Source organism: Microbispora sp. ZYX-F-249, assembly GCF_039649665.1.
Taxonomy (GTDB): domain Bacteria; phylum Actinomycetota; class Actinomycetes; order Streptosporangiales; family Streptosporangiaceae; genus Microbispora; species Microbispora maris.
The window spans coordinates 84842-99416 of the sequence record NZ_JBDJAW010000009.1 but is presented as its reverse complement, the minus strand read 5'-3'; the positions used below and the strand labels follow the sequence as shown (position 1 = coordinate 99416).

General features: G+C 71.0%; 11 protein-coding genes. All 11 read right to left on the bottom strand.

The features are described from left to right. Nucleotides 1-142 precede the first annotated feature (142 nt). Nucleotides 143-1561, bottom strand: a complete 1419-nt coding sequence (locus tag AAH991_RS13635) for an MraY family glycosyltransferase (RefSeq protein ID WP_346226158.1) — start codon at nucleotides 1559-1561, stop codon at nucleotides 143-145. 63 nt (nucleotides 1562-1624) lie between these two features. Next, nucleotides 1625-2887, bottom strand: coding sequence for a serine hydroxymethyltransferase (glyA, locus tag AAH991_RS13630; protein WP_346226157.1), 1263 nt, complete (start codon nucleotides 2885-2887; stop codon nucleotides 1625-1627). A gap of 298 nt (nucleotides 2888-3185) precedes the next feature. Next, nucleotides 3186-3575, bottom strand: a complete 390-nt coding sequence (locus tag AAH991_RS13625) for a hypothetical protein (RefSeq protein WP_169982033.1) — start codon at nucleotides 3573-3575, stop codon at nucleotides 3186-3188. Between the two features lie 151 nt (nucleotides 3576-3726). Next, complete coding sequence (locus AAH991_RS13620) at nucleotides 3727-6432, bottom strand: hypothetical protein (protein WP_346226156.1); 2706 nt, start codon at nucleotides 6430-6432, stop codon at nucleotides 3727-3729. A gap of 144 nt (nucleotides 6433-6576) precedes the next feature. After that, a complete protein-coding gene (locus tag AAH991_RS13615) occupies nucleotides 6577-7224 on the bottom strand; it encodes an L-threonylcarbamoyladenylate synthase (protein WP_346226155.1) in 648 nt (215 codons plus the stop codon). A 66-nt stretch (nucleotides 7225-7290) separates the two neighbouring features. Beyond that, nucleotides 7291-8145 (bottom strand): peptide chain release factor N(5)-glutamine methyltransferase, encoded by an 855-nt coding sequence (prmC, locus tag AAH991_RS13610; protein ID WP_346226154.1) that lies wholly within the window; start codon nucleotides 8143-8145, stop codon nucleotides 7291-7293. Nucleotides 8146-8289: 144 nt separating this feature from the next. Then, nucleotides 8290-9336, bottom strand: a complete 1047-nt coding sequence (gene prfA, locus AAH991_RS13605) for a peptide chain release factor 1 (RefSeq protein ID WP_346226153.1) — start codon at nucleotides 9334-9336, stop codon at nucleotides 8290-8292. Nucleotides 9337-9441: 105 nt separating this feature from the next. Further along, on the bottom strand, nucleotides 9442-9660 hold the full coding sequence (gene rpmE, locus AAH991_RS13600; RefSeq protein ID WP_346226152.1) for a 50S ribosomal protein L31: 219 nt from the start codon (nucleotides 9658-9660) through the stop codon (nucleotides 9442-9444). 371 nt (nucleotides 9661-10031) lie between these two features. Beyond that, nucleotides 10032-12020 (bottom strand): transcription termination factor Rho, encoded by a 1989-nt coding sequence (gene rho / locus AAH991_RS13595; protein ID WP_346226151.1) that lies wholly within the window; start codon nucleotides 12018-12020, stop codon nucleotides 10032-10034. 413 nt (nucleotides 12021-12433) lie between these two features. Further along, the gene (gene thrB, locus AAH991_RS13590; RefSeq protein WP_346226150.1) at nucleotides 12434-13360 is read right to left on the bottom strand and encodes a homoserine kinase; all 927 of its coding nucleotides are present in this window, start codon (nucleotides 13358-13360) and stop codon (nucleotides 12434-12436) included. Between the two features lie 43 nt (nucleotides 13361-13403). Further along, nucleotides 13404-14462 carry a threonine synthase gene (gene thrC, locus AAH991_RS13585; protein WP_346226149.1) on the bottom strand — a complete coding sequence of 353 codons (1059 nt, stop codon included), beginning with the start codon at nucleotides 14460-14462 and terminating at the stop codon, nucleotides 13404-13406. Nucleotides 14463-14575 lie beyond the last annotated feature (113 nt).

Genomic DNA, 14575 nt, shown 5'->3' with positions numbered 1-14575 from the left:
ACTCCAGAATCGGTTGTCAAACGAGCGATTGCTACCTGCAGGGGCGTCGTTGCCCTCGCCCCTTGCTAGTGAAAGCTATCACAAGCCCCGGAGTGCCGCCTTTACCAGGCGTTTCGGGTCGGCGTCCACCTGCGGGGACGGGTCAGCGGAAGGTCCCCGTGTCGGCTCGGGAAGTGGTCGGAGGGACCCCCGGGCCGCCCGGGGCGCCCTGACCCGGATAGGGATGCCGGCCGTGGGCGGGAAGCCTGCCCGGAGCGGCGGGAGCGGCAGGGCCCGGAGTGACGGGGCCGGGAGCGACGGGAGGCGCCGGCGCGGGGACGACGGGATAGACGAGCGTGTCGTGCTCCGTCGTCGTGCGCACGGCGGGGGCGGGGGCGGGGGCGTCCGGCCGGCTCCCGGCCGGACGCGCATCGGCCCGCTGGTCGCCCTTCTGCTCCTGGGCGGCGCTGCGGCGCGACCGCCACCGCGGCAGACCCATGATCACGAGGACCGCCACCGCGAGCACGATCGTCAGCGGGAACAGGATGAGCGGCACGCCGCCGATCGACAGGCCGACGATCGCGAAGGCGAACAGGAACGTCCACGCGTACATGATCAACACGCTGCGCCGGTGGGAGTGGCCGATGTCGAGCATGCGGTGGTGCAGGTGGCCGCGGTCGGGGGCGAACGGGGACATCCCGGCCGACGTCCGCCGGATGACGGCCATGACGAGGTCGGCCAGCGGCAGCACCACCACCGCGATCGGCAGCACCAGCGGCAGGATCACCGGGAACCGGTTGATCTTGCCGACGACCGCGTCCGGCTCGACCGACGACAGGCTCGTGATCAGCGAGGCGGCGAGCAGCAGGCCGATCAGCATCGCGCCGGTGTCGCCCATGAAGATCTTGGCGGGGTTGAAGTTGTGCGGCAGGAAGCCCGCGCACATCCCGATGAGGATCGCCGCGATGGCGGCGGTCCCGTTGATGCGCGACCCGCTCGCGGTCTGCTGCAGCACGATCGAGTACGCGAAGGTCGCCATCGCGGCGATCCCGACGATGCCCGCGGCCAGCCCGTCCAGACCGTCGACGAAGTTCACCGCGTTGATCACCACGACGACGATCATGATGGTGAGGATCGTGTACAGGGTCTTGTCGAGGGCCTGGGAACCGCCCATCGACTGAGGCATCGGGAGGAACTGCAGGTACATGCCGAAGTAGACGAGCAGCCCGCCCGCCGCGATCTGGCCGCCCAGCTTGACCAGCGCGTCCATGCCGAGCCAGTCGTCCAGGAACCCGGTGATGACGATCACTCCGCCGGCCGCGAGGAGGGCGACCACCGTCTTCCCCGTCTGGCCGCTGTCGAAGGCGCCGCCGACGTACGGCAGTTTGGTCGCCACGAGCAGCGCCGCCGCCATCCCGCCGAACATCGCGAGCCCGCCCAGACGCGGGGTGGGCACCGTGTGCACGTCCCGCTCCCGCACCTCGGGCGCCGCGCCGATGCGCAGCGCGAACGCCCTGACCGGCGGCACCAGCAGGTACGTCACCGCAGCCGCCACGAGCGCCAAGAGGAGATATTCGCGCACGGACCTAGTTTCCTGGATAGGCGGATCGGTTGTGACGGGCAAAAGACATAGATCGCCCTATCCCTAACGGGGATATGCCGGATGCGTCGCGGTCAGCCCCTTTACCCGTTCGAGGATCGACGTTATCGCACTGGGCTGCCGTATGGCCCGGACGACGAGAGACGCGATGTCCGCCATTTCCGCCCGGCCCATGCCCTGAGTGGTCACGCAGAGGGTGCCGACCCTGATCCCGGAGGTCACGGTCGCGGGCGCCGGATCGTACGGGATCGCGTTGTGGTTGAGCAGGATGCCGGCCTCCGCGCACCGCCGTTCCGCCTCCGTCCCGCTCACCCCGGTCCCGCGCAGATCGGCCAGCACGAGGTGGGTGTCGGTGCCGCCCGACACCGTGCGCAGCCCCTCGGCCGCCAGCCCCTCCGCGAGCGCTTTCGCGTTGTCCACCACCGACGCGGCGTACGCCCGGAACTCGGGGCGCAGCGCCTCGCCGAACGCCACCGCCTTTGCCGCGACCACGTGCATCAACGGCCCGCCCTGGCTGAAGGGGAACACCGCCCGGTCGATCTCCGGCGCGAGTTCGCCGGTGCACAGCACGCCTCCCCCACGCGGGCCGCGCAGCGACTTGTGGGTCGTGAAGGTCACGACGTCCGCGTACGGCACGGCCGACGGAACGGCCCCGCCGGCCATGAGGCCGATCTCGTGGGCGACGTCCGCCAGCAACCAGGCTCCGGCCTCGTCGGCGATGGCGCGGAACGCGGCGAAGTCGATCCGCCGGGGGTACGCCGTGGCCCCGCAGACGATCACTTTGGGGCGGTGGCGCAGCGCCAGATCCCTTACCTCGTCGTAGTCGAGCGTCTCGGTGTCCCGCCGCACGCCGTAGGAGACGACGTGGAACCACCTGCCGGAGAAGTTGACCCTGGATCCGTGGGCGATGTGGCCACCGTGTCCCAGAGCGAGCGCGAGGACGGTGTCCCCCGGCTGCAGAAGGGCCGCGTACGCCGCCAGGATGGCCGTGGTGCCGCTGTAGGGCTGCACGTTGACGTGGTCGGCCCCGAACAATCGCTTGGCCCGCTCCACGGCGATCTGCTCGGCGCGGTCGGCCACCTCGCAACCGCCGTAATACCTGTGGCCCGGATAGCCCTCGGCGTACTTGTCGTTCAGCACCGAGCCCAGCGCGGTGAGGACGGCGGGCGAGGACAGGTTCTCGCTGGCGATGAGCTGAAGCCCACCGCGCAGCCTGGCGACCTCGTCGAGCAGCACCTGGGCGATGTCCGGGTCCTGCGCGGCGAGCCGGGCGAAATCGGGCCCGTAGAACGGCTCCGAACTGTCCATTGGACCGACTCACAATCCGGTGGCGGTCTTCGCTCCAAGAGTAGACCGCCCAGACAACCGCACTCCCGTGCCGTAGTGGGTCGCCGTGACCCCCTGCGCGAGTCGGTCACTGACGAGCCTTGAGCGGGTCAGTCATTGACCAGACTTGAGCGGGTCGGTCACTGCCGAGCGTTGAGCGGGTCGGTCACTGCGCCGGAAGGAACCTCCGGTCCTCGCGAAGCCCGCTCCGCTGGGCCTTCGCTGCGGTCCTCGCTCCCTTCCGCTCCGCTCCCCGACCATTGATCGCGTGGGCGGCGTATCAGGAGGTGAAGGCGTGCGGTGCACCCGATTTGCTCGGAATCCAGCGCGGCGTGTCGGCCGCCTGGTCGCTGATCGCCGTCAGCACCGCCTGGCGGTACATGCCGAGCCGGTTGCGCCATTCGGCGATGTCCTGCACATACCGGCCGGCGACCGGAGCGTCCCACACGTCCCTGCTCCGCGCCATCTCGTATGGCTTGTCCAGGGACTTGGTGAGCTGGTCCATCAGCGGGACCACCTGCAGCCACAGGTCCACGAGCTTCTGGTATTCCGGGTTGAACACCCATCCCGTCGGCTGCCCGCCGGGCGAGAGCAGGTCGGTGCTCGACGGCGCCGGCGGGGTCTCCCCCGGCTGCAGCGGAGTGGGCGCCGGCGGGTCGACAAAGCTCACGATCACGCCTCCTGTGCGAAACCGGCGAGAATGCCGGCATTGGTCGTCGCATGCCCTGCGGCGGAGATGCCGGTGGGATTCCCACCGGCACTGCTCGGCCGGTCGCCCCACACCGCGCCCCGCCCAGGCGGTGTCGCTCGTGCTGGCACGCTCACTTCTCCGAATCCGGCGTACGGATCTCGACAACCTCGTCGCGCCTGTCGGGCTGGACCTTCCTGTCCACCCAGTCGTCCTTGCCCCACTCCCTTTCCGGGACGGGAATGTCCGGCGTGTCCACCGGCCCGAAGTCGCGATGGTGATCCGGGCGCATGCGCGGTGCGCCCTCGCCGTGGGAGTGGCGCGCGGGGTGGTTGAGCACGTCTCCGGGCCGCATGTCTCCGGGCCGCATGTCTCCGGGCCGCATGTCTTCGGGCTGCGCGGCAGCGGGCGATCGGGGATCGGGACGTGGGCCCGCATCCGGCGTCCCCGCCATCCCGTCGACCGCCGAGTCATGCATGTCCACGCCATACGCGCTCAGACCGTGCGCACTCGGACTATGCGCGCTCTGTCCATGCGCACTCGGGCTATGCGCACTCGGGGCATGTGTCCCGGCACCGTGCGTTCCCGGCCCATGCACCATCCCATGACTGCCCGCGCCCTGGGCGCCCGCGCCATGAGTACCTGGGGCATGAGCACCCGGGGTATGAGTTCCGGGGCCGTGCGTGCCCGTGCCATACGTGCCCGCGCCCTCCCGAGCCACGCCCGTCGTGCCCGTGGCGGCATCGTTGTCGCACACTCGCCCGCTCGCACCGGCCGCGCCGTCGACCCTGTCGCCCGCACCGATCCTCCCGGCGTGGTCCGTCGTGCCATCCCCGCCGGTGCCCGTCGCGGCGGTGGCTCCCACCGTTCCGGCCGCCTGGCCGTGCCCGGCCGCCGGGCCCGCCGCATGCAGGGTGCCGGTCGCCGTGCCGGTCGCACCCGCCGCCTGGCCGGCCCCGCTGGCGGAGCCGTCCACCGCCTGCAAAGCGCCCGTCGCCGTACCCGTTCCACCCGGTGCCGCAGGAGCCGCGTCCGCCACACCCGTGGCACCTGCCGTGCCCGCCGGAGGCGCGGCCCCCGTGGCCGCGCCGGCCGTCGCCGGATGGGCGGTGCCCGTGGCCGTCGCGGCCGTAGCAGCCGCCTGCCCGGTGCCACTCGCACCGGCAGTATCCACCGGATGCACCGCACCGACCGCCGTACTGGTCGTGTCGGCCGTACTGGTAGCGGGCGCCCCCGCCGGAGGCACGGTGGCCGCCGGGGTGGCTTCGGTCGTCGCCGCCGGCTGCGCGGCATTGATCGCCGTACCGCTCACCGCTGTGTCACCCGTGTACGCGTGACCGCCGGCGCTCGCGGTCACCGCGTTGTGGGCCGCCGGACTGCCCTGTGCTGCGCTCTGGTCGCCCGGGCCGTACGGCTCACCCGACAGGTTGTCGGCGGGCGTGCCGACATAGGCGCCCATGGGATCGCCCGGCGCGAGACCCGGTTGCGGAGGCTGCTTCGCCGCGGGGTTGGTCGGCTCGGCGGGCGGCACCAACCCGGGCGGCCCATCCGGGTGCGCGCCGCCGTCGCTCACCGTCTGTGCGTCCACGCTGGGGACATCCATCGGCTGGACGTCCTGCATGTGCTCGTTCAGCCATTGGATGTACTCGGCGCTGGGCTGGTTCATCGGCGTGCTGACGACCTTGACACCGTCGACGACGGCCACATGCCGGCCGGCCGGGTCGATGTCGTCCGGGTGATCCTTGCCGGGGGTGTCGTAGAACTGTGAGTCGTTGCCACCCGTGGAGGGCTGCTCCCCGGCCGCCTTGGAACCGGCCGGCGCACCCTGCCCCGGACTCTGGTCCTGCCCCTGGGCCACGGGTTGGTGCTGGGCGGCGGACTGGTTCTGACCGGCGCCCTGGCCGTCGCCGACCGGCTGCGCCTGGCCCGCACCCTGGTCGTGGCCCGCGCCCTGCCCGGCGCCGACGGGCTGGTTCTGGCTCGCGGCCGGACCCTCGCCGACGGGCTGACCCGGGCCGGCGGGCTGCTGCACCTGGCGGATGCCCGCGCCCTGGGCCGTCTCGGAGCCGGCTCCCGCGCCCGTGCGGGTCGCCGTACCACCGTCGTCGGCGGCGTGGGCGGGGCCGTGCGTCGAGGCGGGCATCTGGGCGAGGGAGCCCTCGACCGTGTGGCGGGGCTTGTCCGCGAGTTCCCCTTCGGCCACGCCGCGGCCTCCGCCGTCGCCGTTCGCGCGGCTGGCGCCGTCCGTGGCGCCGTGCGCCCGATGGGAGGTCTCGCCCTTCCCGGCCGCGCCGGAATCGCCCGAAACGTTCCCGGACGACGACGAGCGGGGAGCGTCCTGCCTCTCGTGACCCGCCTTCCCCTCGGACGTGCCCTCGGGCTTCGTGTCCGCCTTGCCGTCGGCCTTGTGGTCGTCCGTCTTCGCGTCGGCCTTGTGATCGGGCTTGTGATCGGGCTTGTGGTCCGCCTTGTGATCGGGCTTGGCGTCGCCCTTGTCGGTCTTGTCGCCCTGTGTGCCGGGCTTCGGCGCCGGATCGTCCGCGGGCGCGGTGGTGTCCCTCTCCTCGGTGAACGAGGCGTTGGCCGTGGGCGCCTTGCCCGCGCTCTGCTGTTTCTCCTTCTTCTCCAGCAGGACCACACGGTTCGTGACGTCCTTGACCATGGCCGAGCACGCGTCGGCGACCTGTGAAGGCCGGTGGGTCACATGCACGGAGACGCCGGCCGTGCGCGTCAACTGACTCACCCGGGCCTCGATGCCGTCCATCTGCCGCGCGGCGTGCTGAACCCCCGCCAGCAACTCACGGACGAGCTTCGGATCCATCCCGTCGAGCTTGGCCATCGGCGCGCCTCCACAGAGATATCGGCGCACTTCACGGTAGCCGGGGCGGCATCAGTAAAGAAGCCCGATAGCCAGACGGCATCGATCACCCTGGTCAGGGCCGCGGCGTTGTCTCACAGCATGAGACGTGCGCCCGGATCCCGGTCATTCCTCGGTCGCGAGGTACCCGACGAGGTTGCGGATCTTGTCCACCGGGATCGCGCCCTTGCGCAGCACCCGGGGCACGGCGGTGGTCAGGTCGACGATCGTGGACGGCACGGTGTCCTCGCAGGGGCCGCCGTCGAGGTACACGTCCACCGAGTCCCCGAGCTGCTCTTCGGCCTCGTCGGCCGTGGTGGCCGCCGGGTTGCCGGACCGGTTGGCGCTGGAGACCGCCATCGGGCCCGTCTCCTTGAGGAGATCCAGCGCGACCGGGTGCAGCGGCATGCGGACGGCGACCGTTCCCTTGGCGTCGCCGAGGTCCCACGACAGCGACCGGTTGGCCCTCAGAATGAGCGTGAGCGGCCCGGGCCAGAAGGTGTCCACCAGGTCCTGCCCGTACGTCCCGAGGCTCTCCACGAGCGCGTTGGCGGCGCGTACGGTGCCCACGAGGACCGGCACGGGTATGTCCCTGCCCCGGCCCTTCGCCTCCAGCAGCGCGTTGACGGCGGAAGGGGTGAAGGCGTCGGCACCGACCCCGTAGACGGTGTCGGTGGGCAGCACCACGAGCTCGCCCCGCCGTACCGCCGCGGTCGCCTCCGCCAGTCCGGTCATCCGCTCGATCTGGTCGGCACAGTCAAACCGTCGGCTCACGAAGTCATCCTTCCACGTGTTCCGCCCGGCTCAGCCGCCACCTGACCGCTCGCCGGGCCGTTCGGGTCAGTCCTGGCTCAGCCGCGCCGTGACGAACCGGTCCCGGCCGGTCAGGTCCTGGCGCAACCGCACGTCGCGCCAGCCGTTCTCCTCGGAGAAGAGCCAGTACACGGCGTTGCCCTGCTGGTCGGCGTGCTCGACCACGGCGAACCCGCCCGGCCGCAGCAGCCGCCGCGCCGTGCGCTCGACGGCCCGCACCTCGTCCAGTCCGTCCTCACCCGACCCGTACAGGGCGCGGGAGGGATCGTAGTCGCGCACCTCGGGATCGCGCGGGATCGCTCCGGGCGGGATGTACGGCGGATTGGAGATGACCAGGTCCACCTGGCCGTTCAGCTCGGGCAGGCAGTCGGCGAGGTCCTCGGGATGCAGGGTGGTGCGGCCCTGCCCGTGTTCGAGGATGTTGCGCTTGGCCCAGCCGTACGCCACGGGGTCGATCTCGACGGCGTGCACCTGCGCCAGCGCGACCTCCTGGGCGATCGACAGCGCGATGGCCCCGGAACCGGTGCCGAGGTCGACCACGACGGGGGATGCGACGTCCATCTCACGGAGCCGGTCGATCGCCCAGCCGGCCACCACCTCGGTCTCCGGCCTGGGCACGAACACGCCCGGGCCCACCTCGAGGGAGAGGTAGCGGAAGTAGGCCCGGCCGGTGATGTGCTGCAGGGGCTCGCGCGCCTCGCGCCGGGCGACGCCCTCCCAGAACCGCGCGTCGAAGTCGGCGTCCTTGACCGTGTGCAGCATGCCGCGCGGCACGCCGTGCACGAAGGCCGCGATCTCCTCGGCGTCCGTTCGCGGTGACGGCACTCCCGCCTCGGCGAGCCGGGCGGTGGCGAGGGCGATTTCGTCGAGCAGGAAGGTCATTGTCTCTTACGGCACGGTTGTCGCGGCGTGGCCTGGGGATCGTCGGTCGTGCGCGGGCCGGCCGCCGGGACGGCCCACGCTCGTCTGCGGACCCACGTCCATCACCGCTTCTCCCATCGTCCCCTCATCAGGCTCGCGATCGGCTCACGAATGAGCGGCCAGTTTCTCCGCGAGTTCGGCGTCGAGCAAAGCCTGTATCACCGCGTCGAGATCGCCGTCCAGGACTTGATCCAGGTTGTAGGCCTTGAAGCCGACCCGGTGATCCGAAATGCGGTTCTCCGGGAAGTTGTAGGTGCGGATCCGCTCGGAGCGGTCGACCGTACGCACCTGCGACTTGCGCTCGGCCATCGCGGCCGCCTCGGCCTCCTCCTGCGCCATCACGAGCAGCCGGGCGCGCAGGATGCGCAGCGCCGACTCCTTGTTCTGGAGCTGGCTCTTCTCGTTCTGGCACGAGACGACGACGCCCGTCGGCAGGTGGGTGATCCGCACCGCCGAGTCGGTGGTGTTGACGCTCTGGCCGCCGGGGCCGCTGGAGCGGAACACGTCGATGCGCAGGTCGTTGGGGTCGATCTGGACGTCGACCTCCTCGGCCTCGGGATAGACGAGCACGCCGGCGGCCGAGGTGTGGATGCGGCCCTGCGACTCCGTCACCGGCACTCGCTGCACGCGGTGCACGCCGCCCTCGAACTTGAGCCGCGACCAGACGCCCTCCCTGCCCTTGATGGCGACGGTGACGTCCTTGTAGCCGCCGAGGTCGGAGTGCTGCGCGTCGATGATCTCGGTCTTGTAGCCGATCCGCTCGGCGTACCTGAGGTACATCCGCAGGAGGTCTCCGGCGAACAGAGCGGACTCCTGGCCGCCCTCGCCCGCCTTGATCTCCATGATGACGTCCTTGTCGTCGTTCGGGTCGCGCGGGACCAGCAGACGGGTGAGCTTCTCCTCCAGCACCGGGATGCGGCCCTCCAGCTCCGCCGCCTCCTCCGCGAACGCCGGGTCCTCCGCCGCGAGTTCGCGCGCGGCCGCGAGGTCCTGCCGTACGCCCTCGAGTTCCCGGTACGTCGCGACGATCGGCGTGAGCACGGCGTAACGCTTGCCGTACGTCCGCGCCTTGCTCTGGTCGGCGTGCACGGCGGGGTCGGCGAGCCGCAGTTCCAGATCCGCGTACTCGCTCATGATCTCGTCGAGGTTCACCGCACGCTCCTTTGCTCAAGCTCCTCGTAAGGCCGTAATCACCAAGAACGCCGACCCGGAGACGCCCCAAGAAAGGGGCACCCCCGAGCCGGCGTCCTGGAGGAGCTACTTGCTCTGGGCCTTCTTGCCGAAGCGCTTCTCGAAGCGCGCCACCCGGCCACCGGTGTCGAGGATCTTCTGCTTACCCGTGTAGAAGGGGTGGCAGGCGGAGCAGACGTCGGCGTGGATCACGCCGTTCGTGGCGGTGCTACGCGTGGTGAAGGTGTTCCCGCAGGTGCAGGTCACCTGGGTGACCACGTACTCCGGGTGGATGTCGGGCTTCATGTCTCATTCCTAACGCTAGGCGCGGTCGCCGGGTCGCTCCGTCTGTCACGGACTCGCGCATCGGCACACCGTGATGCGCGGCGCGGGAACCGGTACCGCTGCGGTTCGGCTACCAGTGTGCCAGATCCTCCAACCATCCCAGGCCATGGACTATTCCCCCGCGACAGCGCGCTGGTCGCGCACGTCGAGGGCGGGCGCGGCAGGTCCGCCGCCGCGGCCGGACGGTGCGCGCTCATACGAAGCCCGCCAGGCGGGACGCTCCGACGGGGTACGGGAATGACACACGCAGTACAGCCGCGGGGACGCGCCCATGACCGGAAACGCCGGCGCCCCGGACGGCGAGGCCGTCCGGGGCGCAGGTCGAGCAGGCGTCAGTCGCGGTCGTTGCTGACCGTGGTCTTCTGCACCTGGAGCAGGAACTCGGCGTTGGACTTGGTCTCCTTCATCTTCTCGAGTAGGAGCTCCAGCGCCTGCTGCATGTCGAGGGCGTGCAGGACCCGGCGGAGCTTCCAGACGATGGACAGCTCCTCCTTCGCCATGAGGATCTCCTCCTTGCGGGTGCCGGACGCGTCCACGTCCACCGCCGGGAAGATGCGCTTGTCCGCGAGCGACCGGTTGAGCTTGAGCTCCATGTTGCCGGTGCCCTTGAACTCCTCGAAGATGACCTCGTCCATCTTGGAGCCGGTCTCGACGAGAGCCGTGGCGAGGATCGTCAGCGAGCCGCCGTTCTCGATGTTGCGGGCGGCGCCGAAGAAACGCTTCGGCGGGTAGAGCGCGGTCGAGTCGACACCACCGGACAGGATGCGGCCGCTCGCGGGCGCCGCGAGGTTGTAGGCGCGCCCGAGACGGGTGATCGAGTCGAGCAGGACGACGACGTCGTGGCCCAACTCCACCAGCCGCTTGGCCCGCTCGATGGCGAGCTCGGCGACCGTGGTGTGATCCTCGGCCGGACGGTCGAAGGTCGAGTGGATGACCTCGCCCTTGACCGACCGCTGCATGTCGGTGACCTCTTCAGGACGCTCGTCCACGAGGACGACCATCAGGTGGCACTCGGGGTTGTTGCGCGTGATCGCGTTGGCGATCGCCTGGAGCACCATGGTCTTGCCGGCCTTGGGCGGCGACACGATCAGGCCGCGCTGGCCCTTGCCGATCGGCGAGACGAGGTCGATGATCCGCGTGGTCAGGACGTTCGGCTCGGTCTCCAGGCGCAGGCGCTCCTGCGGGTAGAGCGGCGTGAGCTTGTTGAAGTCCGGCCGCTGACGGGCCTGCTCCGGGTCCATCCCGTTGACGGTGTCGAGACGGACGAGGGCGTTGAACTTCTCGCGCCGCTCGCCGTCCCTGGGCTGCCGGACGGCGCCGGTGATGACGTCGCCCTTGCGCAGGCCGTTGCGGCGGATCTGGGCGAGGGAGACGTACACGTCGTTCGAGCCCGGCAGGTAACCGCTGGTCCGTACGAAGGCGTAGTTGTCGAGGATGTCCAGGATGCCGGCGATCGGGATCAGGACGTCGTCCTCGCTGATCACCGGCTCGTTGCCCTCGAAGCGGTCACGCCCGCGGCGGCCGCGCTCGCGGAAGCGGCCACGGCGCCCGCGGCCCTCGTCGCCCTGGTCGCCCTTGGCGTCGCCGCGGCTGTCCGTACGGCTGTCGCCGCGCCCCTCGGAGCGGCCGTCACGGCCGTCGCGTCCTTCGGTGCGGTTGTCGCCGCGGTTCTGCTGGTCACGACGGCCCTGGCCGCCGTCCCCCGCGTCGGCGGCGCGCTGGTCACCGCGCTGGTCACCGCGGCCGTCACGCTCGCGGCCCCGCTCTCCCCGCTCGCCGCGCGTACGGCGCTCGCGGCGGTCGCCGCGTTCCGGACGCTCGGCGCGGGTCTCGGACGGCGCGGCCTCGGCCTGCGGCTCGGCGACGGCGGCGACGCCGTTCTGCGCGGCCTCGGCGGTCACGGCGGGCGCGGCCTCGACCACGGGACGCTCCTCGCGGGCCGCGACGGCCGGCTCGGCAGCGGACGTGGCGGCGGGCCCGGCAGCGGGCGCGGCCTCGGCTGCGGGCGCCGCGGCGGCGCGGGAACGTTCCCTGCGGCCACGGGCGGGGCGCTCGGCGACCGCGGGCGCCTCGGCGGCGGCCTTCGGCTCGGCCGCGGTCTCTCCCGATCCGCCCTGCTTCTCCTGGATGGCCGCGATGAGCTGGCTCTTGCGCATCCGTCCGGTCCCCGTGATGCCGAGGCTGGTCGCCAGGGCCTGAAGCTCGGGGAGCACCATGCCAGCCAGGCCGGTGCCGGAGCGACGTCGCGGACGGGCCGGGGCGGAAGTGGGGGTGTCGCCGGCGGCCTGGCCGTCGGAGAGGAGTTCGGTGGTGTCGCTCAACTAAGGGTCCTTCCCAGGGGTCGGGCGCCAGAATCGTGCGTCCAGGCGTCCCGGTGATGCGACCCGGCGGGACAGACCGGGTCGGGCTTCGCGAATCTCATGTGTCGATGACTCTCGGGATTCGCGAGCGGTAGGTGCCCGGGGGCGATCCCCCGGATTGCCGCCACCGACCAGATGTCTTGGTGGTTCGAACGCGCATGTCTCCGAGAACGCCACCCCCGGCCATGCCACCCGGAGGTGTGCCGACTGGAGGAAACGGTTTCGGGGAAATCGCCCTGCCCGCGTCGAAGGACGCGAGGCGAAGTGCAGCGATGTGCGAATGACAAGCACGCACCCAACACGGGGGCACCTGGTGCGGCTATCAGCCTAACATCACCAGCGCGCACAGCTATTCCCTGAAGGTCGAAGAAGCATCAGCGTGTCTCGGGAAACCGAACGTACGCACCAAGCGGGTCGACGTTCATTGGCTGGATGTGCCAGTCATTACCCACTTCTGGCGCGATCAAATCCTTGGTGTCCCGTGTCGTCAACGCGAGAACCGTCGGACCGGCCCCCGAGACGACGGCGGGCACCCCGGCCTCGCGGAGCCGTCGCACCAGTTCGGCGGTGCGCGGCATCGCGGGAGCGCGGTACCCCTGGTGCAGGCGGTCCTCGGTGGCGGCGAGCAGGAGATCCGGTTCGGGTCTCCGCGTCAGCGCCGCGACGAGCAGAGCCGCCCGCCCCGCGTTGGCCGCCGCGTCCGAATGCGGTACTTCCTTCGGCAGCAGCCCCCGAGCCTCCTCCGTGGACAACCGGAAATCCGGGATCAACGCCACCGGCCGGACGTCCTCGTGCGGAGTCAGTTTCACCATACTCGCCACCCCCGACTGGTCCGTCCAGGCGATGGTGAGTCCGCCCGCCAGGCACGGCGCCACGTTGTCGGGATGCCCCTCCAGCTCGGTGGCCAGCGCGAACACCTCGGTGTCCGGCAGGTCGCCCGCGCCCCGCCCGCGTGCGAGGGCGCGCGCGGCGAGGATGCCGGCGCAGATCGCGGCCGACGACGAGCCGAGCCCCCGCGCGTGCGGAATGCGGTTGCGACAGCGCAAGGCGATGCCGTCCGGCTGGGCGAACCCCATGCGGTCGAACGTGGCGCGCATGGTCCTGACGACGAGGTGGCCCTCGCCCTCGTCCAGCTCACCGGCGCCCTGGCCCTCCACGGAAATTCGCACACCGGGCGATTCGGTTATCTCGGCCTCGACCTCGTCGTACAGGTCGAGCGCGAGGCCGAGGCTGTCGAAACCGGGGCCGAGGTTGGCGCTCGTCGCCGGCACGCGGACGACGACGCCCTGACTGTCCGTCAATTCGTCACCTGAAGCCTTGAATGGGCGGGAATAAGAGTGCCGGTCAGGCGAGTCCCAGCGCGGCCGCGGCGGCGTAGGCGTCGATCGGGATCGTCACGGGCGCGGGCGCGCCGGAGATGGCCCAGTCGGGATCCTTCAGGCCGTTGCCGGTCACGGTGCACACGATCCGCTGCCCCGGCGTGAGCCGGCCCTGCTCGTGCGTCTGCAGCAGGCCGGCGACGCTCGCGGCGGAGGCGAGCTCGACGAACACGCCCTCCTCCTGCGCGAGCAGCTTGTACGCCGCGGCGATCTGGCGGTCGGTCACGGCCTGGATGTCCCCGCCGGACTCGTCGCGCGCGGCCTCGGCGAGCCGCCACGAGGCGGGGTTGCCGATCCTGATCGCCGTGGCGATCGTCTGCGGGTGGGTCACCGGGCTGCCCCCGACCAGCGGCGCCGCGCCGCTCGCCTGGAATCCCAGCATTCGGGGGCGCTTGGTCGCCACGCCGTCGTCGGCGTACTCCTTGTAGCCCATCCAGTAGGCCGAGATGTTGCCGGCGTTGCCGACCGGGATGCAGTGGACGTCGGGCGCGTCGCCGAGCGCGTCGACGATCTCGAAGGCCGCCGTCTTCTGGCCCTGCAGGCGGTGCGGATTGACGGAGTTGACCAGCGCGATCGGGTAGGTCTCCGCGAGCTTCCTGGTCATCTCCAGGCAGTCGTCGAACGAGCCCTCGACCTGGAGCAGCTTGGCGCCGTGGACCAGCGCCTGGGCGAGCTTGCCCATCGCGATCTTCCCACGCGGCACGAGGACGGCGCAGGTCAGCCCGGCGCGCACGGCGTAGGCGGCGGCCGAGGCGCTGGTGTTGCCGGTGGACGCGCAGATGACCGCCTGGGCGCCCTCCTCGACGGCCTTGCTGATCGCCAGGGTCATGCCGCGGTCTTTGAAGCTGCCGGTCGGGTTGAGGCCCTCGACCTTGAGGTAGACGTCACAGCCCGTGATCTGGGACACCCGCCTGGCGGGGACGAGCGGCGTGCCGCCCTCGAGCAGGGTCACCACGGGCGTCGTCGTGGAGACCGGAAGACGGTCGCGGTACTCCTCGATCAGGCCACGCCAAGCCCTGAACATTGGTCGCTCCTCCCACGCGCGCACACGCGTGTAACCAGGGGTATCGGTCACCGAGTCTACGGCCAACCGTCTGACGCGCGGACGCCGTCGTCCACCAAATGGACATATTGGGC

Bases quoted from the DNA above. Each gene is read 5' to 3' on its own strand.
- thrC (WP_346226149.1), bottom strand. From the start codon at position 14,462: ATGTTCAGGGCTTGGCGTGGCCTGATCGAGGAGTACCGCGACCGTCTT.
- glyA (WP_346226157.1), bottom strand. From the start codon at position 2,887: ATGGACAGTTCGGAGCCGTTCTACGGGCCCGATTTCGCCCGGCTCGCC.
- AAH991_RS13620 (WP_346226156.1), bottom strand. From the start codon at position 6,432: ATGGCCAAGCTCGACGGGATGGATCCGAAGCTCGTCCGTGAGTTGCTG.
- prmC (WP_346226154.1), bottom strand. From the start codon at position 8,145: ATGACCTTCCTGCTCGACGAAATCGCCCTCGCCACCGCCCGGCTCGCC.
- rpmE (WP_346226152.1), bottom strand. From the start codon at position 9,660: ATGAAGCCCGACATCCACCCGGAGTACGTGGTCACCCAGGTGACCTGC.